20 protein-coding genes and 1 pseudogene are annotated in these 19,251 nt (G+C 70.0%); 18 read left to right on the forward strand and 3 right to left on the reverse strand.

Translation table 11 applies throughout. The features are described from left to right. Positions 1-100 precede the first annotated feature (100 nt). The 11 genes and pseudogenes from OG709_RS25965 to OG709_RS26015 all read left to right on the forward strand — a co-directional run. Positions 101-778, forward strand: a pseudogene (locus OG709_RS25965) (AAA family ATPase); the annotation flags it as partial. Between the two features lie 92 nt (positions 779-870). After that, positions 871-1,605 carry an enhanced serine sensitivity protein SseB gene (locus OG709_RS25970; protein WP_329167759.1) on the forward strand — a complete coding sequence of 245 codons (735 nt, stop codon included), beginning with the start codon at positions 871-873 and terminating at the stop codon, positions 1,603-1,605. A gap of 127 nt (positions 1,606-1,732) precedes the next feature. Then, positions 1,733-2,506 carry an enhanced serine sensitivity protein SseB C-terminal domain-containing protein gene (locus OG709_RS25975; RefSeq protein WP_266640631.1) on the forward strand — a complete coding sequence of 258 codons (774 nt, stop codon included), beginning with the start codon at positions 1,733-1,735 and terminating at the stop codon, positions 2,504-2,506. Positions 2,507-2,877: 371 nt separating this feature from the next. After that, positions 2,878-3,876 (forward strand): ABC transporter permease, encoded by a 999-nt coding sequence (locus OG709_RS25980; RefSeq protein WP_250297680.1) that lies wholly within the window; start codon positions 2,878-2,880, stop codon positions 3,874-3,876. 44 nt (positions 3,877-3,920) lie between these two features. Continuing rightward, positions 3,921-5,678 carry an ABC transporter substrate-binding protein gene (locus OG709_RS25985; RefSeq protein WP_250297679.1) on the forward strand — a complete coding sequence of 586 codons (1,758 nt, stop codon included), beginning with the start codon at positions 3,921-3,923 and terminating at the stop codon, positions 5,676-5,678. A 92-nt stretch (positions 5,679-5,770) separates the two neighbouring features. After that, positions 5,771-6,781, forward strand: coding sequence for an ABC transporter permease (locus OG709_RS25990; protein WP_250297678.1), 1,011 nt, complete (start codon positions 5,771-5,773; stop codon positions 6,779-6,781). Beyond that, entirely contained in the window at positions 6,778-7,872 is a 1,095-nt protein-coding gene (locus OG709_RS25995) for an ABC transporter ATP-binding protein (RefSeq protein ID WP_250297677.1), read from the forward strand. The genes OG709_RS25990 and OG709_RS25995 overlap by 4 nt, the downstream gene beginning before the upstream one ends. Beyond that, on the forward strand, positions 7,869-8,969 hold the full coding sequence (locus OG709_RS26000) for an ABC transporter ATP-binding protein (protein WP_374211178.1): 1,101 nt from the start codon (positions 7,869-7,871) through the stop codon (positions 8,967-8,969). Before OG709_RS25995 ends, OG709_RS26000 begins: the two co-directional genes overlap by 4 nt. Before the next feature lie 191 nt (positions 8,970-9,160). Further along, positions 9,161-10,558 carry a M1 family metallopeptidase gene (locus OG709_RS26005; protein ID WP_329167760.1) on the forward strand — a complete coding sequence of 466 codons (1,398 nt, stop codon included), beginning with the start codon at positions 9,161-9,163 and terminating at the stop codon, positions 10,556-10,558. 95 nt (positions 10,559-10,653) lie between these two features. After that, positions 10,654-11,316, forward strand: coding sequence for a trimeric intracellular cation channel family protein (locus OG709_RS26010; protein WP_250297675.1), 663 nt, complete (start codon positions 10,654-10,656; stop codon positions 11,314-11,316). A 23-nt stretch (positions 11,317-11,339) separates the two neighbouring features. Further along, positions 11,340-12,176 (forward strand): thioesterase family protein, encoded by an 837-nt coding sequence (locus OG709_RS26015; RefSeq protein ID WP_326693945.1) that lies wholly within the window; start codon positions 11,340-11,342, stop codon positions 12,174-12,176. A 46-nt stretch (positions 12,177-12,222) separates the two neighbouring features. On the opposite strand, the gene OG709_RS26020 is transcribed toward OG709_RS26015, so the two are convergent. Beyond that, entirely contained in the window at positions 12,223-12,849 is a 627-nt protein-coding gene (locus OG709_RS26020; RefSeq protein ID WP_250297673.1) for a TetR family transcriptional regulator, read from the reverse strand. A 134-nt stretch (positions 12,850-12,983) separates the two neighbouring features. Between OG709_RS26020 and OG709_RS26025 the strand changes: the two genes are divergently transcribed. The 3 genes from OG709_RS26025 to OG709_RS26035 are packed head-to-tail and all read left to right on the forward strand — an operon-like array spanning position 12,984 to position 14,706. Then, complete coding sequence (locus tag OG709_RS26025) at positions 12,984-13,133, forward strand: hypothetical protein (protein WP_250297672.1); 150 nt, start codon at positions 12,984-12,986, stop codon at positions 13,131-13,133. Positions 13,134-13,187: 54 nt separating this feature from the next. Further along, on the forward strand, positions 13,188-13,484 hold the full coding sequence (locus OG709_RS26030; protein WP_250297671.1) for a DUF4190 domain-containing protein: 297 nt from the start codon (positions 13,188-13,190) through the stop codon (positions 13,482-13,484). A gap of 58 nt (positions 13,485-13,542) precedes the next feature. After that, entirely contained in the window at positions 13,543-14,706 is a 1,164-nt protein-coding gene (locus OG709_RS26035) for a cysteine desulfurase family protein (RefSeq protein WP_329167761.1), read from the forward strand. 81 nt (positions 14,707-14,787) lie between these two features. On the opposite strand, the gene OG709_RS26040 is transcribed toward OG709_RS26035, so the two are convergent. Beyond that, the gene (locus tag OG709_RS26040) at positions 14,788-15,432 is read right to left on the reverse strand and encodes an N-acetylmuramoyl-L-alanine amidase (RefSeq protein WP_329167762.1); all 645 of its coding nucleotides are present in this window, start codon (positions 15,430-15,432) and stop codon (positions 14,788-14,790) included. Positions 15,433-15,493: 61 nt separating this feature from the next. On the opposite strand from OG709_RS26040, the gene mnmA reads away from it, so the two are divergent. Together mnmA and OG709_RS26050 are read left to right on the forward strand one after the other, a co-directional pair. Continuing rightward, the gene (mnmA, locus tag OG709_RS26045) at positions 15,494-16,633 is read left to right on the forward strand and encodes a tRNA 2-thiouridine(34) synthase MnmA (protein WP_250297668.1); all 1,140 of its coding nucleotides are present in this window, start codon (positions 15,494-15,496) and stop codon (positions 16,631-16,633) included. Between the two features lie 267 nt (positions 16,634-16,900). Next, entirely contained in the window at positions 16,901-17,413 is a 513-nt protein-coding gene (locus tag OG709_RS26050; protein ID WP_326693943.1) for a hypothetical protein, read from the forward strand. A gap of 218 nt (positions 17,414-17,631) precedes the next feature. Here OG709_RS26050 and OG709_RS26055 read toward each other — a convergent pair whose 3' ends face one another. Continuing rightward, a complete protein-coding gene (locus tag OG709_RS26055) occupies positions 17,632-17,955 on the reverse strand; it encodes a DUF427 domain-containing protein (protein WP_250297666.1) in 324 nt (107 codons plus the stop codon). A 50-nt stretch (positions 17,956-18,005) separates the two neighbouring features. Between OG709_RS26055 and OG709_RS26060 the strand changes: the two genes are divergently transcribed. Further along, positions 18,006-18,545, forward strand: coding sequence for a TIGR00730 family Rossman fold protein (locus OG709_RS26060; protein ID WP_329167763.1), 540 nt, complete (start codon positions 18,006-18,008; stop codon positions 18,543-18,545). A 15-nt stretch (positions 18,546-18,560) separates the two neighbouring features. Further along, positions 18,561-19,250 (forward strand): SDR family oxidoreductase, encoded by a 690-nt coding sequence (locus tag OG709_RS26065; protein ID WP_250297664.1) that lies wholly within the window; start codon positions 18,561-18,563, stop codon positions 19,248-19,250. Position 19,251: the final 1 nt, after the last annotated feature.

Consider the following 19,251-nt stretch of genomic DNA (forward strand, 5'->3'; position numbering starts at 1 on the left):
TCATCGCATGCCCGGACCGGCAGCGAACCGCCCGTATCGCATTACTCTTTCTTTACCCTTCGTGGGCAGGTAGCCGGGGGGCCCGACAGGGGGAGTGCTCATGAACGGGCAAGGCCAGGGGCAGCACGTCCACAGCGCGACCGGCGGACCGCGGCCGGTGCCCGTGCGCCCAGGGCCCCGCCCGCGTACGGCCGGGGGCGACCGTACGGTGTCCACGGTCCGTGATCTGCGCGAGCGGGCCGGCCGCAGCCCGTACGGCCTGGTCTTCGCCGCCGGGGACGTGGTGGTCGTGTCGGGGCTCCCGGGCAGCGGCAAGTCCACCTTGTTACGGCGGGCCGTAGCCCACCGGATCGACTCGCAGGACGCGCGGGAGCGCTGGGAGCGCCGGATGCCCCGGTCCCTGCCGTACTGGACCTACCGGCCGCTGGTGCGGACCACGCACTACCTCGGGCTGTGGCGGGCCCTGCGCTCCGGTGACAGCGTCGTCGTGCACGACTGCGGTACGCAGTCCTGGGTGCGCGGACTGCTGGCCCGCGCGGCCCGGCGGCGCGGGCGCGCCCTGCACCTGCTGCTGCTCGACGTGGCGCCGGAGGTGGCACGGGCGGGACAGGCCGAGCGGGGCCGCGGCGTCTCGGCGTACGCCTTCGCCAGGCACCGCAGAGCGGTGGCCGCGCTGGTCCGGGACGCGGAGCGTGAACTGCTGCCCGCCGGGTGCGGATCCGCGGTGCTGCTCGACCGGGACGCGGCAGCGGTGCTGCGCCGCATCGGGTTCGCGGACGGCCGGAACGACGGCCGGAGTGACGACCTCGCGCACCGGGTCGTTAGGGTCGTCCGGCAGACGACCGGTGAGAAGGGGATACCTCGGTGGACATGGCATGGCCGGGCAATGAGCTCGAAGAGGTACTGGCCGCTTCGATCGGCAACCCCGAAGCGGGTGGCCGGCTGATCGAGGTGCTGGGGCGCAGCAGCGTCTGGGTCCCGCTGCCCAACGGCGGTGGGAACGACAGCAGTTCGCTCGATCTGCCCATGCTCGACATCGAGGGCGCGGCGTACGTCCCGGTCTTCAGCTCCGAGGCGCAGTTCGTCCGGTGCATGGGCTCGCACTTCTCCTTCACGGTGGCTCCGGCGGTCGAGTTCGCCCGCGGGCTGCCGCCGCAGGCGGGCATCGCGGTGAACCCGGGCGGCGCCGTCGGCATGCCGCTGCCGCCGCCCGCCGTGGCCGAGCTGTGCCGGGCGGGACACACCTCGCTGGACGGCCCGGCGACCGGCGGCAGGGTGCGGCTCTTCGAACCGGACTGGCAGGAGGAGCCCGTCGACTTCCTCTCCGCTGCGGCGGGCGAGTTCGAGGAGACGGGCGTGGTGCGCTCGGCCCGCCGGGCACTCGCCTCCATCGAGGGCGGCGACCCGGTCCTCTTCGTCGGCGTCGAGTTCGCGACCTGGGACGGCGCGGGCCGGAACGCCCCGATGGACGCGCTCGGCCGGGCACTCGGCCGGGTCGCGGTCCCCTGGCCGGTCAACCTCGTCCTGCTGGACGTGGCACAGGACCCGGTCACCGACTGGATGCTGGAGAAGATCAGGCCCTTCTATGTCAGGTCCGCGTCGTAGGGGGTGACCGGGCACGGACCGGCCTAAGCTGGTTGGATGCGTGGAATGACCGGTGGGCGGGCGGCCGGTGGGGTTGCCTCCCGGCGGTAGCCGGGGGAAGGCGGATCGAAGAGGGGCGGAACCCAGAGTGAGTGCGTCGGGCACGGCGGCGGCCGGGCAGGTCGAGCACATGCTGCGCCAGGTGACCCCCGGGCGGTACGACGCCTACGAGGCACTGCTGCACGCACTCGCCGACAGCCAGGTCTGGATGCTGCTCTGGCACGGTCAGGCAGGAGCACCCGACGCCCAGTACGGGAACATGGAGATCGAAGGCCTCGGCTACGCCCCCTGCGTGACCTCCGCCCAGGAACTCGCGGTCTCCGGCTGGAACCGTTCGCACGAAGTGGTCACCGGGCGCGACCTCGCCCGGTCCCTCTACCCGGACCGCTGGGGCATCTGGCTCAACCCGCACGCCCCCGGCGGCGGTGTCGGCATCCCGTGGACCGATCTGCGCCGGATCGCCACCGGCCTCGACCGGATGCCCGCCGGGCCGCTCCGGCTGTCCGAACCGGCCATCGACATCCCGCAGTTCTACGCGCTGCTCACCCAGAGCGCCCACCACACGCCCGCGGTCCGCTCCCTGCGCCGCGTCTGGGTGCAGCCCGCGCTCGGCACGCCCTATCTGGCCATCGGTCTCGATCTGTACGACACGAGCCAGCAGTCCATCGACTCCGTGCGGGCGATGATGCAGCAGTCGATCGCCGCCGTGCCCGAAGGGCTGCCCGTCTCGACCGTGGCGATGTCCGACGAGTACGACCCGGTCGGGATGTGGCTGCGCGCCAACTCCCGTCCGTTCTACGACCGCGAGGCCCAGGTGGCGCCCGCACCGGCGGCCGGGTACGGGTACCCGCCGGTAGGCTGACCGTCCCAATTAAAGCGCCGATAGCGCCTGTTGGGCGCCATGTCCGATCTGCGGGATTCGTACGCAGGTTTACCGCTCAGCCGCCTCCGACGTCCGGATAACGGAAGCTCATTGAGCGCATCACGTTTGCGCAAACATTCCCCGTCAGGTCTGGCGGGTGATCGCAACCGCCATGAAGACTCCCCGCTAACGCGCATCGTCGTGTCCGTGTGCGACATGCCGCTGAGGACCCGTCCGGTGCTTCAGCACAGCGGCATCAACTCAGCTCAGTGACACCACCAGTGGCATCACCCGATGCGCTTCACGCACAGCAGCCGCCACCGCGGCAGGTACGGGCCGGCCACCACCGGCCGGGAGGGGTCTAAGGCACTGTGACCGCACCGATCGAGACCACCGGAGCGACTGCCGAAGCGCAGCCGGAGGCAGTACTCACGGGGGCCACGCAGAGCCAGATCGAGGGCCGGTCGCTCGGCCGGATCGCCTGGACGCGCTTCAAGCGGGACAAGGTCGCCATGGCGGGCGGCATCGTCGTGCTCCTGCTGGTCCTGGTCGCCATCCTGTCCAAGCCGATCCAGGCGATGTTCGGACTCGACCCCAACAGCTTCCACCAGAGCCTGGTCGACCCGACCCTGCTGGCGCCCAAGGGCAGCTTCGGCGGCATCAGTTGGAGCCATCCGCTCGGCGTCGAACCGCAGACCGGCCGGGACATCCTCGCGCGCATCATCGAGGGTTCCTGGGTCTCGCTGGTCGTCGCCGCAGGGTCCACGCTGCTCTCCGTCGTCATCGGCGTCGTGATGGGCGTGGTGGCGGGCTTCTACGGCGGCTGGGTGGACAGCGGCATCAGCCGGCTGATGGACACGTTCCTGGCCTTCCCGCTGCTGCTCTTCGCGATCTCCATCTCGGCCTCGCTCCAGGGCCACGCGTTCGGCCTGGACGGTCTGACGCTCCGTATCGTCGTACTGATCTTCGTGATCGGCTTCTTCAACTGGCCCTACATGGGCCGGATCGTCCGCGCGCAGACGCTGAGCCTGCGGGAGCGGGAGTTCGTCGAGGCGGCCCGTTCGCTGGGCGCGCGCGGCCCGTTCATCCTCTTCCGCGAGCTGCTGCCGAACCTGATCGCGCCGATCCTCGTCTACTCGACGCTGCTGATTCCCACCAACATCCTCTTCGAGGCGTCCCTGAGCTTCCTCGGTGTCGGTATCGCACCGCCGCAGGCCTCCTGGGGCGGCATGTTGTCCACCGCGGTCGACCTCTACCAGGTGGACCCGATGTTCATGGTCATTCCCGGCATGGCGATCTTCATCACCGTGCTGGCCTTCAATCTGCTGGGGGACGGGCTGCGTGACGCACTCGACCCCCGTGGCAAGTAATCGCGGCCGTGCCGCACCGGACAACCGAGGGGGCTTTCCTCACGATGAACAGCAGGAAGACGGCAGCGGCGATAGCCGTGACGGTGGCGCTGGGACTGGCCGCGACCGCCTGTGGCAGCAGCGACAGCGGCAGCGGAGGCAGCGGCGGTAACGCCAAGGCCGACGCCGGTCTGACGAGCATCGTCAACAAGACCGACAAGAAGGGGGGGACGGTCACCTACGAGCACTCCAGCGGTCCCGACTCCCTCGACCCGGGCAACACGTACTACGGCTGGGTGCAGAACTTCTCCCGCCTCTACGCGCGTGCCCTGGTGACCTTCAAGCCCGCCGCGGGCAAGGACAGCCTCCAGCTCGTGCCCGACCTGGCCACGGGGCTCGGCAAGGCCAGCCCGGACGCCAAGACCTGGACGTACACGCTCCGCAAGGGCGTGAAGTTCGACGACGGCACCGTGATCACGTCGAAGGACGTCAAGTGGGCCATCGAGCGCAGCAACTTCGCGCCCGAGGCGCTGTCCAACGGCCCGACGTACTTCAAGGCGTACCTGGCGGGCGGTGACAAGTACAAGGGTCCCTACAAGGACAAGTCGGCGGACGGTCTGAAGTCCATCGAGACGCCGGACGACTCGACGATCGTCTTCCACCTGAACAAGCCGTTCGCGGACATGGACTACCTCGCGGCCTTCTCGCAGACGGCCCCCGTGCCGGCGAAGGCCGACAAGGGCGCCGCCTATGTCCAGCACATGGTCTCCTCGGGCCCGTACAAGTTCGCTTCGTACAGCGAGAGCCGTGGCGCGACGCTGGTCCGCAACCCGCAGTGGGACCCGAAGACCGACCCGGTCCGCAAGGCGCTGCCGGACAAGATCGTCCTGAACCTGAACGTCAACCCCACCACGGTCGACGAGCACCTGCTGAACGACACGTCCACCGCCGACATCAACGGCACCGGACTGCAGTCGAAGACGCAGCCGAAGGTCCTGGTCAAGCCCGCCGAGAAGGCGAAGACGGACAACCCGTACGCCGGCGCCCTGCAGTACCTGGCGCTGAACGTCAACGTGAAGCCGTTCGACAACGTCGACTGCCGCAAGGCCGTCCAGTACGTCACCGACAAGGCCGGCATGGTCGACTCCATCGGTGGCAGCGTCAAGGGCGACCCGGCGACGACGGTCATCCCGCCGACCGTGGCCGGTTACAAGAAGTTCGACCTGTACCCGACGCCGGGCAACAAGGGTGACGTCGCCAAGGCCAAGGAGTACCTGGCCAAGTGCGGTAAGCCCAAGGGCTTCCACACCACGCTGACCGCGCGTTCCGACCGTCCCGACGAGGTCACCAACGCCACGCAGCTCCAGCAGAGCCTCAAGAAGATCAACATCACCGCCGACATCAAGACGTTCCCGGCGGACAAGTACTTCACCGACTTCGCGGGCGTCCCGGCCTGGGTCCACAAGAACAACGCCGGAATGATGATGATGGCGTGGGGCGCCGACTGGCCGACCGGCTACGGCTTCCTCGACCAGATCGTCGACGGCACGGCGATCAAGGCCTCCGGTGGCACCAACCTGATGGAGCTCAACGACAAGGCGATCAACGCCGAACTCGTCAAGGGCATCGGCACCGTCGACACCACCGCGCGCAACGCGATCTGGGGCGACGTCGACCAGAAGGTCATGGAGAACGCGTCCGTCGTGCCGCTCTTCTACCGCAAGAACCTGCTGTACCGCCCGACTTCGGCGGCGAACGTCACGGTCACCGACGCGTACCTCGGTATGTACGACTACGTGCTGATGACCTCGACCAAGAAGTAACACCTGTTCATCGACAGCACCCCCTGAAAGGCAGGTGAAGGTGCCGGGTCGGCCGGGCGTATCCCGTCCGGCCGACCCGGCGCCGCACGGCTGTGGCTGCGTACATCATCCGACGCGTCTTCGCCGCGGTGTTGCTGCTGCTGGTGGTCAGCGCAGTCACGTTCGCGATCTTCTTCCTTGTCCCCCGTCTCGGCGGGCAGACGACCGACTCCATGGCCGCCCAGTACGTCGGCAAGAGCCCGGACCCGGACGTCATCGCCGCCGTCAAGAAGAACCTGGGGCTCGACCAGCCCCTGTATCTCCAGTACTGGCACTTCATCAAGGGCATCGTCGCCGGTGCGCACTACAACTTCGGGCCCGACCCGGCTGTCTGCCACGCGCCCTGCTTCGGTTACTCCTTCAAGACCCACTCGGCGATCTGGCCCGAGATCAAGCAGCGCATCCCGGTGACGCTGTCGCTGGCCGTCGGTGCTGCGGTCATCTGGGTCGTCTCGGGTGTGGCCACCGGTGTGGTCTCGGCGCTCAAGCGCGGCACGATCATCGACCGGCTGGCCATGGGCGTCGCCCTGGCCGGTGTCTCCCTGCCGATGTTCTTCACCGGCATGGTCTCGCTCGCCCTGTTCAGCTTCCACTGGACGCTCTGGGACAACGTGCACTTCGTGCCCTTCACGACCAACCCGGCGGACTGGGCCTGGAATCTGGTCCTGCCCTGGTGCACGCTCGCGTTCCTGTACTCGGCGCTCTACGCCCGGCTCACCCGCGCGGGAATGCTGGAGACCATGGGCGAGGACTACATCAGAACGGCGCGGGCCAAGGGCCTGCGGGAGCGCAACGTCGTCGTCAAGCACGGTCTGCGCGCCGCGCTGACCCCGCTGGTGACCATCTTCGGCATGGACTTCGCGCTGCTGCTCGGTGGCGCCGTCATCACCGAGACGGTCTTCTCCTTCCAGGGGATGGGCGCCTACGCCATCGAGGGCGTCACCAAGAGCGACCTGCCCGTCGTCATGGGTGTGACGCTGGTCGCCGCCTTCTTCATCGTTGTCTGCAATCTGCTGGTGGACCTCGTGTACGCCGCGATCGACCCCCGGGTGAGGCTCTCATGAGCGACGTGCGCAAGACGGATCCGGGCGAGCCCGCGAACAGCGGCGGCACGACCGGTACGGCCACCGACGCCAAGGGCTTCCTCTCGGTACGGGACCTGCGGATCCACTTCGACACCGACGACGGTCTGGTCAAGTCCGTGGACGGCGTCAGCTTCGACCTGAAGGCCGGTCAGACCCTCGGTATCGTCGGCGAGTCCGGCTCGGGCAAGTCCGTGACCTCGCTGGGCATCATGGGGCTGCACACCTCGGACCGGGCCCGGATCTCCGGCGAGATCTGGCTCGACGGCGAGGAGCTGATCGGGGCGGGACCCGAGCGGGTACGTGCCCTCCGCGGCCGGAAGATGGCCATGATCTTTCAGGACCCGCTGTCGGCGCTGCACCCGTACTACAGCATCGGCGCGCAGATCGTGGAGGCGTACCGCGTCCACAACAAGGTCGACAAGAAGACCGCCAGGAAGCGCGCCGTCGAGATGCTCGACCGGGTCGGTATCCCCGAGCCCGGCCGGCGCTTCGACGACTACCCGCACCAGTTCTCCGGCGGTATGCGCCAGCGCGCGATGATCGCGATGGCCCTGGTCAACAACCCCGAACTGCTCATCGCGGACGAGCCGACGACCGCCCTGGACGTCACCGTCCAGGCGCAGATCCTCGACCTCATCCGCGACCTCCAGCAGGAGTTCGGCTCGGCGGTCGTCATCATCACCCACGACCTCGGCGTCGTCGCCGAGATCGCGGACGACCTCCTGGTGATGTACGCGGGCCGGTGCATCGAGCGCGGCAGCGCCGAGAAGGTCTTCTACGAGCCCCAGCACCCGTACACCTGGGGCCTGTTGGGCTCGATGCCGCGCATCGACCGCGAGCAGACCGAGCGGCTGGTGCCCGTCAAGGGCTCGCCGCCCAGCCTGATCAACGTCCCGTCCGGCTGCGCCTTCCACCCGCGCTGCCCGTACGCCGATGTGCCCAAGGACGACATCACCCGCACCGAGCGTCCGGAGCTGCGGGAGAGCACCGACGGGCACTTCTCCGCGTGCCACCTGTCGCGGCCCCAGCGGGAAAAGATCTGGACCGAAGAGATTGCGCCGAAGCTGTGACTGATGAGACGAAGAACGCTGCGCAGGTTCCGCAGCAGACGTCGAAGGACTCCGCGGGAGCCGCTGCGGAGCCGCTCCTGAAGGTCACCGACCTGGCCAAGCACTTCCCGATCACCAAGGGTGTGCTCAAGCGCAAGGTGGGGGCGGTCCAGGCGGTCGACGGGCTGTCCTTCGACGTGTACCCGGGGGAGACCTTGGGTGTCGTCGGCGAGTCCGGCTGCGGCAAGTCGACCATGGGCCGGCTGATCACCCGGCTGCTCGAACCGACCGGCGGCAAGGTCGAGTTCGAGGGGCGGGACATCACGCACCTCTCCGCGGGGCAGATGCGGCCGATGCGCCGCGACGTCCAGATGATCTTCCAGGACCCCTACGGTTCGCTCAACCCGCGCCACACCATCGGCGGGATCGTGGGCACCCCCTTCCGGCTCCAGGGCGTCGAGCCCGAGGGCGGCGTGAAGAAGGAGGTCCAGGGTCTGCTGGAGCTGGTGGGCCTCAGCCCCGAGCACTACAACCGCTACCCGCACGAGTTCTCCGGCGGCCAGCGCCAGCGCATCGGGATCGCCCGCGCACTCGCCCTGCGGCCCAAGCTCGTCGTCGCCGACGAGCCGGTCTCGGCCCTCGACGTGTCGATCCAGGCGCAGGTGGTCAACCTGCTGGACGACCTGCAGAGCGAACTCGGCCTGACGTACGTGATCATCGCGCACGACCTCTCGGTCATCCGCCACGTCTCGGACCGCATCGCGGTGATGTACCTCGGCAAGATCGTCGAGCTGGCGGACCGCAGGTCGCTGTACGAGTCGCCGATGCATCCGTACACCAAGGCGCTGCTCTCGGCGGTTCCGGTGCCCGACCCCCGGCGCAAGGGGGCCAAGAGCGACCGGATCCGGCTGGAGGGGGACGTGCCTTCGCCCATCTCGCCGCCGAGCGGTTGCCGCTTCCACACCAGGTGCTGGAAGGCGACGGACGTCTGCAAGACGCAGGAGCCGCCGCTGGTGGCGCTGAAGACCGGGCACCAGGTGGCCTGTCACCACCCGGAGGAAACCCCCGTCGAGGTGCCCGCACCGGCGCCCGCCGCCGAGGAGCCGGACGGCAAGTAGCCGGGGCGCCGCCCATGCCGGCGTGGCAGCCACGGCGTGACGTGGCAACGGCGGCGTGACGTGGCAACGGCCGTGTGACGTGGCAACGACGGTGCGGCAATGACGACTTGGCAAAGTCATGAACATGCCGAAACGGGGGAGTGCAGAGTCTGTGTGTCCGTACCAACGGCGCACGCACGAAGGGCAGACTCTTGGCACTCTCCCGTTCGGCACGTCTGGCGGCCCTCGCGACAGCGACGGCGTCCCTCTGTCTGATCGCGGCATCCCCCGCACCCTCACCCGGGTCCGCCGGGATCGGAGACCCGTACTTCCCGCAGCTGGGCAACGGCGGCTTCGACGCCCTGCACTACGGGCTGGACATCGCGTACGACCCCGGCTCCGGCCGGCTCGACGGCCGTACGACGCTCACGGCCCGCGCCACCCAGAACCTCTCGTCCTTCGACCTCGACCTCCAGAAGCTGGACGTCACCTCGGTCGAGGTGAACGGCAGACGCGCCCGCTTCACGCGCTCCGGCGACGAGATGCGGATCACCCCCGGGGACGCCCTGCGCAAGGGCCGCACCTTCACCGCCGAGGTCGTCTACGGCGGCGTGCCGCAGGCGCTCAGCGGTCCGATCGTCTTCGGCTCCGACTACGGTTGGATGAAGACCTCGGACGGGGTCTTCGTCGCCTGTGAGCCCAACGCGGCGTCCACCTGGTTCCCTTCGAGCGACCACCCCTCCGACAAGGCCTCCTTCGACATCACCCTCAAGGCGCCCGAGGGGCTCACCGGTGTCTCCAACGGACGGCTGGTCTCCACCCGTACCCAGGGCGCGTCCACCGTCGCGCACTGGCGCGAGTCGAAGCCCATGGCCACCTACCTCGCGACCGCCTCCATCGGGAAGTTCGACGTCAGGACCGGCCGGACCCCGGGCGGTACGCCGATCTACGTGGCGATCGACCCGGTGCTCGCCCACAGCAACGCCGTCGACGTGTACGCCGTGACCGCCGAGGCCACCGACTACTGGTCGAAGCTCTTCGGGCCCTACCCCTTCGAGGAGACCGGCGCGGTCGTCGACGACATGCCGCAGGCCGGGTTCTCGCTGGAGACCCAGTCCAAGCCGAGCTACTCGGCCGTACGCGACGAGTCGACGATCGTGCACGAGCTGGCCCACCAGTGGTTCGGCGACTCGGTCTCGGTGAAGCAGTGGAAGGACATCTGGCTCAACGAGGGCTTCGCCACCTACGCCCAGTGGCTGTGGGCCGAGCACCGGGGCACCCGCTCGGCCCACGACGCGTTCCTCGCGGGCTACAACTCGCGCCCCGGCACCTCGTCCTTCTGGCAGACGGAGGTCGCCGACCCGCAGCGCGACACGATGTTCGCCTCCGCCGTCTACCAGCGCGGCGCCATGACCTTGCAGGCGCTGCGTGAGCGGATCGGCGACAAGGCCTTCTTCCGGCTGCTGCCCGCCTGGGCGAAGGCGCGCCGCTACGGCAACGCCGATACGGCGCAGTTCACCGCCCTCGCGGAGAAGATCTCCGGGCAGCACCTCGGGGACCTCTTCGACAAGTGGCTGTACACGACCGGCAGGCCGGCGCTGGACCAGTAACAGCCGGACCAGCGGCAGTCGGGCCGGTGGCGGTCGGGCCGGTGGCCGCTGGGCCGGTAGCAACCGGACCCGGTCGTAAAAGGTAGAACTGTCGGGTGCTCCATGACCTCTTCAACGCCTCCGTCCAGCATTCGCTCGACCTCGTCGGGATCTTCGTGTTCGCGATCTCCGGCGCGCTGCTCGCCGTCCGGAAGAACTTCGATGTCTTCGGCATCGCGGTGTTCGCCGAGGTCACAGCGCTGGGCGGAGGCCTGTTCCGCGACATCGTGATCGGCGCGATCCCGCCCGCGGCCTTCACCGACCTCGGATACTTCGTCACGCCGCTGATAGCCGCCGCGCTGGTCTTCTTCCTGCATCCCGAGGTCGAGCGGATCCAGGGCGCGGTGAACGTCTTCGACGCGGCGGGGCTGGGGCTCTTCTGCGTGACGGGCACCACCAAGGCGTACGACTACGGGCTGGGGCTCACCTCGTCCGCCGTACTCGGGCTGGCGACCGCGGTCGGCGGCGGTGTGCTGCGCGACGTGCTCGCCAACGAGACGCCCTCCCTGGTGCGCTGGGACCGTGACCTCTACGCGGTACCGGCGATCGTGGGGGCGACCATGGTGGTGCTCTTCCTCCGGTTCGACGTGCTCACCGCGACCACCGGCACTCTCGCGGCCGTCACCTGCTTCGTACTGCGGCTGCTCGCGCTGCGGTTCCACTGGCGGGCCTCACGGGCCTGGAACCGTCGCTCGTCGGCCGTCTCTACCGACGAGTAACTTTGCGGTGTACGGTGCTGTCCATGGCACAGGCATCCATCGGGGACAGCGAGTTCGACCGCGACACCGCAGTCACCCGTCGTGAAGAAGGCGTCTACGACGCGGAGCTCTCCGCGGGCTGGACCATCATCCAGGCGGTCAACGGCGGCTATCTGCTGGCGGTGATCGCCCGCGCGCTCGGCGACGCCCTGCCGCACTCCGACCCGTTCTCGGTCTCCGCGCACTACGTCACGGCGTCCCGTCCGGGGCCCGCGGTGATCCGCACCCAACTGGTCCGCAGCGGGCGCACCCTCTCCACCGGCCAGGCCTCGCTCTTCCAGTACGCCGAGGACGGCACCGAGGTCGAGCGGATCCGGGTGCTCGCCTCGTACGGAGACCTGGACGCGCTCCCCGACGACGTCCGCACCACGGCGAAGCCGCCGGTCATCCCGCCGATCGAGCACTGCCTCGGCTCCTCCGACGGGCCCGCGCCCATTCCGGGATCGTCCGCGATCACCGACCGTCTGATGCTCAAGATCGACCCCGCCACCTGTGGCTGGGCAGTCGGCGCACCGTCCGGCAAGGGGGAGATGCGTGCCTGGTTCGGGCTCGCGGACGGCCGCGACGCGGACCCGCTCTCGCTGCTGCTGACGGTGGACGCGCTGCCGCCGACCGCGTTCGAACTCGGCATCAAGGGCTGGGTGCCCACGGTGGAACTCACCACCCATGTCCGCTGCCGCCCGGCGCCCGGTCCGCTCCGGGTGTCCATCGTCACGCGCAACCTCGCGGGCGGATTCCTGGAGGAGGACGCGGAGGTCTGGGACAGCGCGGACCGGCTGGTGGCCCAGTCCCGCCAACTGGCGCTGGCCCCGCGGGGCTGATCGGGGCCGACCGGGGGCCGCCGCCCGTGACGAGCCGGGCGGCGGCTCAGTCGAGCCAGTGCAGGCGGCCGAGGGTGACCAGGCGCATCTGGCGCCGTGCGGTGTCGCGTGCGCGTTCCACCGCCTGCGGGCCGGCCTCCTCGGCCTCCAGCAGGACCGAGGCGGTCATCACCATGTGGTCCACGTAGACACCCGCCAGCATCAGCAGATCGTCCTGGCTCCACCCCTCGGACTGCGGCTCGCCCGCGAACGCCGCGGCCACCTCCTCGGTGAACAGGCGGAGTTGGGTCCCTATGGCCGTGCGCACCGGCTGGACCCCGCCGTGCCGTTCGCGGGCGATGAAGCGGACATGGGCGGGGTGCGTACGGACCAGGGCGGCGATGAGGTCGATGGTGGTGTCGATCCGTACCGCACTGTCGCCGGTCTCCGCGAGCGTGGCGGCGATGAGGCCGTGCAGGGAACCCAGGGTCTCTTCGACGAGAGCGACGCCGAGGTCGGCGGTGTCCCGGAAGTGCCGGTAGAAGGCTGTCGGCGCGACCCCCACGGCGCGCGTCACCTCACGCAGTCCGAGGCTGGAGAGACTCTGTTCCTCCAGCAGCCCGAGGGCCGCGTCCAGGAGGGCCTGGCGGGTCTTCTGCTTCTGGGCCTGGCGGATTCCGGCGGTGTGACTCATGCCATTCAGTAAACAACCGTTCTCCGTCGAAGGGAAGCGTAGACTCACTGGTCAGTGAACAGTCGTACTCACAACTGTTCACCGAATTGATCCGTCCGCTCCCGTGAGTCCGTCTGTTCTTCGGAAGGACAGTGATGATTGCCCTCGTCGCGCTTCTCCTCCTGTTCGGAGTCGTGCTCGGTGCCGTGGCCCACTTCCCGGTCTCCGTGTCCCTGGTCGCCGCGCTCGTCATCGGCGGCTGGCTGGTCGTGTTCGCCGTGCGCGAGCGCCTCTCGTCCAAGTGACAGCGCCCCAGTGACGGCGCATCAGTGACCGAGCCCGAGTAACGGAGCCGCACCATGGAACTCACCACCCGCACCACCGCCCCTGCCCGCACCGGCACCACCACCCGCATCGGCACCCGCGACGCCGACGGCATGGCCGTCGCCGCGTTCGTGCTCGGACTGCTCGGCCTGCTCGTGCTGAACATCGTCCTCGGTCCGACCGCCATCGTGCTGGCCGCACTCGCACTCCGGCGCGGCACCGCCCGCCGCGGACGCGCCCTGCTCGCGCTGGCGCTCGGTGTCGCGGACCTCGTGGTCCTGGCCGCGCTCGTCACCTCCAGCGGCGCCGTGATCTGGAACATCGGCGGCTGACCGACAGGTGGGACGGGCGTCGGGCCGACAAACCGAAGCTCGTAGAATCGTGGTCACCATGGCTTACCTCGACCACGCTGCGACCACTCCCATGCTTCCGGAGGCGGTCGAGGCGATGACCGCCCAGCTCACCGTCACCGGCAACGCCTCATCGCTGCACGCCGCCGGGCGACGGGCTCGGCGTACCGTCGAGGAAGCCCGCGAGGCCCTCGCCGAATCGCTCGGCGCGCGCCCCAGCGAGGTGGTCTTCACCGCCGGCGGCACCGAGGCCGACAACCTCGCGGTCAAGGGGCTCTTCTGGTCCCGCCGGGACGCCGATCCGCGCCGGAACCGGGTGCTGGTCAGCCCCGTCGAGCACCACGCCGTCCTGGACGCCGTCGACTGGCTCGGCGCCCACGAAGGCGCGACCGTCGAATACCTTCCGGTCGACGCCTACGGCCGGGTGCACCCCGAAGCCCTCCGCGCGGCGATCGAACGGGACCCGTCCGATGTGGCCCTGGCCACCGTGATGTGGGCCAACAACGAGATCGGCACCGTCCTGCCGGTCCGCGAACTCGCCCAGGTGGCGGCCGAGTTCGAGATCCCGCTGCACGCCGACGCGGTCCAGGCGTACGGCCAGCTCCCGGTGGACTTCGCCGCGTCCGGCCTGGCCGCGATGACCGTGTCCGGCCACAAGATCGGCGGCCCCTACGGCATCGGCGCGCTGCTGCTCGGCCGCGAGTACACCCCGGTCCCGGTGCTGCACGGCGGCGGCCAGGAACGCCATGTCCGGTCCGGAACGCTCGACGCCCCGGCCATAGCCTCGTTCGCCGTCGCCGGGACGCTGGCCGCCGAGCGGCAGGCGGACTTCGCACGCGAGATCGGCGGGCTGCGCGACGCACTGATCGCGGCCGTACGGTCGGCCTGCCCCGAAGCGATCCTCGGCGGCGACCCGGTCGACCGGCTCCCCGCCAACGCCCACTTCACCTTCCCCGGCTGCGAGGGCGACTCCCTGCTGCTGCTCCTGGACGCCCAGGGCATCGCCTGTTCCACGGGCTCGGCCTGCACGGCGGGGGTGGCCCAGCCCAGCCACGTACTCCTGGCCACCGGCACGGATCCGGACCTGGCACGGGGGACGCTGAGGTTCTCGCTCGGGCACACGTCGACGGAGGCCGATGTGGCGGCGGTGGCGGAAGCGATCGGTCCCGCGGTGGAACGGGCGAGGTCGGCGGGGCTGAGCTGAGCCGCCCGCCGCGACGACGGCCCTCGGCCCATCGGGCCCACGCGGCACCCGGCCCTGCCCGGGGCCGTGATTCTCAGCCGCTCACACGGCCCGCACCAGCCTCAGGTAGTGCGCCCAGTCCCAGTACCGCCCCGGATCCGTATGGTCCGCGCCAGGCACCTCCACGTGCCCGACGATGTGTTCCCGGTCGACGGGTATCCCGTACCGCTTGCATATCCCCGCCGTCAGCCGCGCCGACGACCGGTACATCGCGTCCGTGAACGACGCGGGCCGGTCCACGAAGCCCTCGTGCTCTATGCCGATGCTGCGTTCGTTGTAGGAGCGGTTCCCCGCGTGGAACGCCACGTCCAGCTCGCGGACCGTCTGCGCCACGTGCCCGTCCCTGCGGAGCACGTAGTGCGCGGCGGCCCGGTGCGCCGGGTCGCCGAAGACCTGGAGCGCCATCGTGAAGCTGCCCTGCACGACATGGATGACCACCCGGTCGATCGCGTAGTCGTCGGGGCGGTCGGCCCGTCGGTAGTTCGCGGGGGAGGCAGCGGCCCACTGCGCGCCCGCGTAGTCCACCGCGCCCGCCTCACGCGGTCCGCCGCCCCCGTGCGTCCGGTGCTCGCGGCCCAGCACCACGGCTCCGACAGCCGCGCCGAGCCCGCCCAGCCCACCGAGCAGCAGGCCCCGGCGCCCCAGGTGGCGGCCGGGGTTCCATCCTGCGCTGCCCTTTGTCCCCATACGATCGTCAACGCATACTCACGCGCTTTCGGTTCCCCCGTGCCCGTACCCTGGTACGGCTATGACTCAGACATCCCAGAGCCCCCGCCCCCGTCCCCTCCGGGTACTGGCCGCCATGTCCGGCGGCGTGGACTCCGCCGTCGCCGCCGCCCGCGCCGCCGAAGCCGGGCACGACGTGACAGGCGTGCACCTGGCGCTCTCCGCCAACCCGCAGTCCTTCCGTACGGGCGCGCGCGGCTGCTGCACCATCGAGGACTCCCGCGACGCCCGGCGCGCGGCCGACGTCATCGGCATCCCGTTCTACGTCTGGGACCTGGCCGAGCGGTTCCGTGAGGACGTCGTCGACGACTTCGTCGCGGAGTACGAGGCCGGGCGCACCCCCAACCCGTGCCTGCGCTGCAACGAGAAGATCAAGTTCGCGGCGCTGCTCGACAAGGCGCTCGCCCTGGGCTTCGACGCGGTCTGCACCGGCCACTACGCGACGGTCGTCGTCAACGAGGACGGCACGCGGGAGATGCACCGCGCCTCCGACATGGCGAAGGACCAGTCGTACGTCCTCGGGGTCCTCGACGAGCGCCAGCTCGCCCACGCGATGTTCCCGCTCGGTGACACCCTCACCACGAAGGACGAGATCCGCGGCGAGGCCGAGCGGCGGGGCCTGGCCGTCGCCAAGAAGCCCGACAGCCACGACATCTGCTTCATCGCCGACGGCGACACCCAGGGCTTCCTCGCCTCGCGCCTCGGCGGCAAGGCGGAGGGCGACATCGTCGACGAGTCCGGTACGAAGGTGGGCAGCCACGACGGCGCCTTCGGCTTCACCATCGGCCAGCGCAAGGGCCTGCGGATCGGCCACCCGGCCGCCGACGGCAAGCCGCGCTACGTGCTCGACATCTCCCCGGTGAACAACACGGTGACGGTCGGACCGGTGGAGGCCCTGGACGTCACCGCGCTCACCGCGATCAAGCCCCGCTGGTGCGGGAACGCCCCGGCGGGCCCCGGAGCGTACACCGCACAGCTGCGCGCGCACGGCGGCGAGACGGCGGTCACCGCCGAGCTGGTCGGTGACGAGCTGCGGGTCTCCTTCGACGAGCCGGTCCGGGGCGTGGCCCCCGGCCAGGCGATCGTGCTCTACGACGGCACCCGGGTCGTCGGCTCGGCGACGATCGCCACGACGGACCGGGCGGCCACGGCGGCGGTGTGACCGGCACGGTCGTCCGTGCCGGGTGAGGTGGCGGCGGCCGGTAGTGCGGATCGGCCGGGCGAGCCGGCCCGCCCGGACCGGGTCACAGCGCGGCTAGGACGAGGGCGTATCTCGAACTCTGCATGTCAACTCCCCGTTGTGGCACCGCACTCGGGGGCGGCGCCGTCCCGGCAATTGCGCGGGGAGCGGCACGGACTCACGTGACAGGGGTACGGACTCGCCTGTGTACGATGCGGCATCGTGCGAGCCAGCAGGGGGAGAGCAGCGGTGACAACGGAACCGGGCATCGTCACGCCGGACGGTCGGATGTCCTTGGCGGAGGCGGCGTGCCGATATCAGGCGGGTGAGGTCTGCTCGGAGGACCTGCCGATGATCGCTGCCGAGGCGCTCGCCGCCGGGCTGGACGCCCCGACACTGTGCGAACTAGCAGGGTGGCCGCGCACCGCTGATCCCCGCGACATTCGTGATGCGTTCGAGCAGGCCCTCTCCGAGTCAGGAATCGAGCTGCCTGCTCCCGGCCTGGCACGCCGCCACGCGCTGCGCCGCCTGGCAGAGCGAATCATCGACGGCGGGGAGACCGCTCTCACGGAGACCGTGGCGGACGACTGGTGGGAGACCGCAGTCGAGACCCCGGAGGAGCGGGTGTTCGTGTCGCTGATCCCGCAATGCGTGTGCTGCATCGAGTACACGCTGGGGTTCGACCAGCCGACTTGGGTGGCCGAGCTGCGAACTGCCGCGCTCGCCCTGACGTCGTCCCCGCCGGTCGGCTGCGGCTGTTGAACCCGGCTTCGAGGGTCTGCGGGCCGTGCTCGGACGAGCCCGCCGGGCGCCCCGCACGTCAGAGCGCCCCCGATGCCGTCCGCGTGCGGCACGGCGACCTCGACGCAGTTGTTGCCTGACGCTTCGGAGGGCCCGGGTGGACCCGGCGGGAAGAACCGTCCGGTTCGAACTCGCCCTCGGGGCCGTCTCCGCCTGGGTCCACCCGGCAGCCGGGCGGCTCAGACCACCTCGGTGTCGTAGAAGCAGAAGTGGTCCTTGATCTCCGCCACTTGGGCCAGCGGCTCCGGGTACGCCCAGACCAGATCGGCGGCCCCGGGCAACGACCAGTACGACGCGTCGCCCTTGAACGGGCAGTGGGTGTGCGTGTCCGAAGGTGTCAGCAGTTCGGTGCGTACGTCCTCCGGCGGGAGGTAGTAGCGCACCGGCAGCCCTGTCTCGTGCAGCAGCAGGGGGCGGCGGCTCTCCGCCAGGACCTGGCCCTCACGAACAACCCGTACATGGTCGGTGCCCTGCTCGACGGTGATGCGGTGTCCGGTAGTCATGACTGGTACAGCGCTCGGAGCGGCCCGCTTCTTCCCTCTACGGTGGACGCATGAATATCTGTGTCTTCCTCTCCGCCGCCGACCTCGACGAGCGCTACACCCGCCCCGCCCGTGAATTCGCCGAGCTGATCGGCAAGGGCGGTCACACCCTGGTCTGGGGCGGTTCGGAGAGCGGCCTCATGAAGGTCGTCGCCGACGGGGTGCAGGAGAACGGGGGGCGGCTCGTCGGGGTCTCCGTGGACTTCCTGGCCGCGAAGGCCCGCACCGATGCCGACGAGATGGTCATCGCCGCCGACCTCGCCGAGCGCAAGGCGCTGCTGCTCGCCAAGTCGGACGCTGTCGTGATCATGGTCGGTGGGACCGGGACGCTGGACGAGGCCACCGAGATCCTGGAGCTGAAGAAGCACGGCAGGACGGACAAGCCCGTGGTGCTGCTGAACACGGCGGGCTTCTACGACGGGCTGAAGCAGCAGTTCCAGCGGATGGAGGACGAGGGCTTCCTGCCCGTGCCCCTCACTGACCTGGTGTTCTTCGCGGAGGACGGGGTGGCGGCGCTGGCCTACCTGGAGGAGTCGCACGGCGTGCAGTAGTGCGACGATGGGGCCATGGCTACACATGTGATCACCGGCGCGGGTTCCGGCATCGGCGCGGCCGTCGCGCGCCGTCTCCACGAGCGGGGTGACGACCTCGTCATCGTGGCGCGCGACGCCGGGCGCGCCAGGGAGCTCGCGGGGCGCTTCCCCGGGGCGGGCACGCTCGTCGCGGACCTGGCGAACCCCGACCGTATTTCCTGGGCGCTCGACAAGCAGGCGCTGCCCGCGCAGGTCGACTCGCTGCTGCACATCGCGGGCATCGTCGACCTCGGCCCCATCGCGGAACTGCGCCCCACGACCTGGCACCAGCAGCTCAACACCAACCTCGTCGCACCGGCCGAGCTGACCCGGCTGATGCTGCCGCAGCTCCGTACCGTCCGGGGCCAGGTGATCTTCGTCAACTCCGGCGCGGGCCTGAACGCCCACGCCGAGTGGGGCGCGTACGCCGCCGCCAAGCACGGGCTGAAGGCCCTGGCCGACGCGCTCCGCCACGAGGAGCACGGGAACGGCGTACGGGTCACGTCCGTCTACCCCGGACGTACCGCCAGCCCGATGCAGGCCAAGGTCCACTCGCAGGAGGGCAAGGAGTACCGCCCGGAGGGCCTGATCGACCCCGAGTCGGTCGCCACCACGATCCTCATGGCGCTGGACCTGCCGCGGGACGCGGAGGTCAACGACCTGACGGTGCGCGCCGGCCGCTGAG

This window comes from Streptomyces sp. NBC_01267 (assembly GCF_036241575.1).
In the GTDB taxonomy this organism is placed as follows: Bacteria; Actinomycetota; Actinomycetes; order Streptomycetales; family Streptomycetaceae; genus Streptomyces.

Coding starts and splice junctions, on each gene's coding strand:
- OG709_RS25970 (WP_329167759.1), top strand. CDS start 871: ATGGCATGGCCGGGCAATGAGCTCGAAGAGGTACTGGCCGCTTCGATC.
- OG709_RS25985 (WP_250297679.1), top strand. CDS start 3,921: ATGAACAGCAGGAAGACGGCAGCGGCGATAGCCGTGACGGTGGCGCTG.
- OG709_RS25995 (WP_250297677.1), top strand. CDS start 6,778: ATGAGCGACGTGCGCAAGACGGATCCGGGCGAGCCCGCGAACAGCGGC.
- OG709_RS26015 (WP_326693945.1), top strand. CDS start 11,340: ATGGCACAGGCATCCATCGGGGACAGCGAGTTCGACCGCGACACCGCA.
- OG709_RS26020 (WP_250297673.1), bottom strand. CDS start 12,849: ATGAGTCACACCGCCGGAATCCGCCAGGCCCAGAAGCAGAAGACCCGC.
- OG709_RS26025 (WP_250297672.1), top strand. CDS start 12,984: ATGATTGCCCTCGTCGCGCTTCTCCTCCTGTTCGGAGTCGTGCTCGGT.
- OG709_RS26030 (WP_250297671.1), top strand. CDS start 13,188: ATGGAACTCACCACCCGCACCACCGCCCCTGCCCGCACCGGCACCACC.
- OG709_RS26035 (WP_329167761.1), top strand. CDS start 13,543: ATGGCTTACCTCGACCACGCTGCGACCACTCCCATGCTTCCGGAGGCG.
- OG709_RS26040 (WP_329167762.1), bottom strand. CDS start 15,432: ATGGGGACAAAGGGCAGCGCAGGATGGAACCCCGGCCGCCACCTGGGG.
- mnmA (WP_250297668.1), top strand. CDS start 15,494: ATGACTCAGACATCCCAGAGCCCCCGCCCCCGTCCCCTCCGGGTACTG.
- OG709_RS26055 (WP_250297666.1), bottom strand. CDS start 17,955: ATGACTACCGGACACCGCATCACCGTCGAGCAGGGCACCGACCATGTA.
- OG709_RS26060 (WP_329167763.1), top strand. CDS start 18,006: ATGAATATCTGTGTCTTCCTCTCCGCCGCCGACCTCGACGAGCGCTAC.
- OG709_RS26065 (WP_250297664.1), top strand. CDS start 18,561: ATGGCTACACATGTGATCACCGGCGCGGGTTCCGGCATCGGCGCGGCC.